This is a genomic window from Nocardia niwae NBRC 108934 = DSM 45340, assembly GCF_001613465.1.
Taxonomy (GTDB): domain Bacteria; phylum Actinomycetota; class Actinomycetes; order Mycobacteriales; family Mycobacteriaceae; genus Nocardia; species Nocardia niwae.
The window spans coordinates 1-2,445 of the sequence record NZ_BDCK01000077.1 but is presented as its reverse complement, the minus strand read 5'-3'; the positions used below and the strand labels follow the sequence as shown (position 1 = coordinate 2,445).

The following is a 2,445-nucleotide window of genomic DNA, read 5'->3' as shown; positions in this document are numbered from 1 at the left end:
GCTGGTCCGAGGCCGCGTGGTTCGGTGCGCCACGGGCGGGTGGATGCGGTTGGGGTACCGCGGCGGCCTGAAGTCGGCTGGTGCTCGGTCGCCCCAGAGGCTCGGGAGGTGCTCGGTGGCCGAGTCGCCGGGGTTCCGGGCCGAGATGGTCGGAGCGCCGCCCGTTCGAGTCGGCCCACGTGCGCGATGCGGCTGAGGCCGGGGTGGTCGCGGTGAATTTCTGGGGCCGGGGACGGCTGCGGTGAAGGTATCGTAATGCGTTGAGCCTGAATTCCGCGCAGCGGCAGGTAAATTCGTTATCGCGGTCCGGTAGGGAACGGCTCGATGAAGCGGCCGGCCAGTATGGCGGTTCATAGCGAACATTCAGCAGATGTGATTACCGACTGACGAGCATGTTTTCGGCTATGAGTCCGTTTGTAGTCTGGTGTGCGCAAACGGGTCTCGTGATGAACCGGATCAGGTCACGCGCAAACACCGGATGGGCTACAAACTAGACATGTGGGCATACTTCGCGCACATTCGGGTGACTCTAGCTCTGTCGGGTTCTCCATCTGCCGAAAGTTACTGAGATGTACGAATTCAACGCGTTGCTGCCGACCGTTGCGCGGGCTCGTACGACCCAGGGGGTGCGCGATGACTGAGTTGATCGACTTCTCCGCCGCGCTCATCGAGCCGCAAGCGATCAAGGACGCCGGATACGCGGGCGTCATCGGCTACTTCAGTGATTCCCGTCCGGGCACGAATTTCGGTGCGAAGCCGCTGCGGCGGGAATATTGCGACCGATTGCGCGCCATCGGGCTCGAGATAGTGACCAATTACCAGTACGGCAAGGGGGACACGGCGGACTGGAAAGGTGGTTACGCCGCGGGCGTGCGTCATGCGCGGATCGCGCTCGATTACCACTTCGCGGCAGGCGGACCCGGCTTCCGTCCGCTGTATGCCCCGGTTGACGCCAATCCGAGCCTGGCGGAGTGGAATTCGCTCATCGCTCCGTTTCTGCGGGGCTGGGCGTCCGTCGTCGGGTTGGAATGGACCGGCATGTACGGCAATGCCCGGTGCATCGACTGGGCGCTCGAGGACGGCGTCGCCACCTGGTTCTGGCAACACAACTGGTCCGGCGATGCGTCGATGAACGGCGACCATCCGGCCGCGCACATCCATCAGATCCGCATCGATCGCGACCGAGTGGCCGGCGTCGTCGTCGATGTCGACAAAGTTCTCGCCGATGACTACGGCCAGTGGTCGAAGGCCCTGTCGAATCCAGGGGGAGCCGTGCAGAAGCCGGAATACGTCGAATTGGACCGCATGGGGAACTCCGCGTCCAGCCGTCACGGGGCGCGCGTCGAGAACTTCCTGCTGCACACCCAGGAAGGCAACGGAACAGCCGAAAGCCTGGCCAACTATCTCAACAACCCGGCGAACGGGGTGAGCTACCACTACACCGTCCGCGACCGCGTGGTGGTCGACGTGGTGGACACCGATCTGGCCAGCTGGTCGGTGCTGGACGCGAACTCGTTCACGATCAACCTCTGCTTCGCGGGCAGCCGCGTCGCGTGGAGCCGGGACGATTGGCTGCGCATCCGTGACGACATCCGGATCGCGGCCTGGCTCGCGGTGCAGGACGCGCGTAAATACGGGTTCGACACGTATGTCATCGCGCCGCCTTATCAGCGGCGGCAGGGAATCTCCGACCACAAGTACGTCACCGAGTGCCTCGGCATCGGCACGCACACCGATGTGGGACCGAATTTTCCCTGGGATGTGTTCGCCGACGACGTGCGCGGTTTCGCCACCGGCGAGCCGGGCGAGCCGGAACCGAACGCGATCAACGACTGCGCGGCGGCGAATCCGTGGCTGGGTGCGCGGATCACGCAGGGCGAGATCGCCACGCCCGACGGCGCGGGCCGCTTCGCCGAGTTCGAGCACGGCTACATCTATTGGCATCCGGACACCGGTGCGCACGCCATCCCGGAGACGCTGTGGGGAAAGTTCGAGGAATTGGGCTGGGAGGCCGGTCCGCTCGGCTACCCGATCACCGATCGCGCCCTCGTACGCGGTCCGGACGGCCGGACGGCGGGCGAGGTGCAAGGTTTCCAGGGCGGCGCCCTCTACCGGCGGCAACCGAGCGACACCGTCTGCTGGGTGCACGGCGCGATCCGCGACCGCTGGAATCGCTCGGGTTCCGAGAACGGCCCGCTGGGCTGGCCGGCGACCGACGAGATCCCGTGGGACACCGGTACCTACCAGGACTTCGAGCACGGCCGGATCTACTGGACCCCGGCCCAGACGTTGGCCACGGTCGCGGTCGGCGGAGTGGATACACCCCTGCACGACGTGGCGAGCTGAGGCCGGGCGACGACTGATCTCGTACGAACATGGGTAACTCACCCGGTACGCCCAGAATCCACCTGAATCCCCAACGCAGGACCTGCGACCAACCTAGGT

At 65.4% G+C, this 2,445-nt stretch carries 1 protein-coding gene; it reads left to right on the top strand.

Annotated elements, in window-relative coordinates; genetic code table 11:
- Window positions 1–633: 633 nt before the first annotated feature.
- Complete coding sequence (locus NNI01S_RS34165) at window positions 634–2,346, top strand: glycoside hydrolase domain-containing protein (protein ID WP_084489477.1); 1,713 nt, start codon at window positions 634–636, stop codon at window positions 2,344–2,346.
- The last annotated feature ends 99 nt before the right edge of the window (window positions 2,347–2,445 follow it).

Bases quoted from the DNA above. Each gene is read 5' to 3' on its own strand.
- NNI01S_RS34165 (WP_084489477.1), top strand. From the start codon at position 634: ATGACTGAGTTGATCGACTTCTCCGCCGCGCTCATCGAGCCGCAAGCG.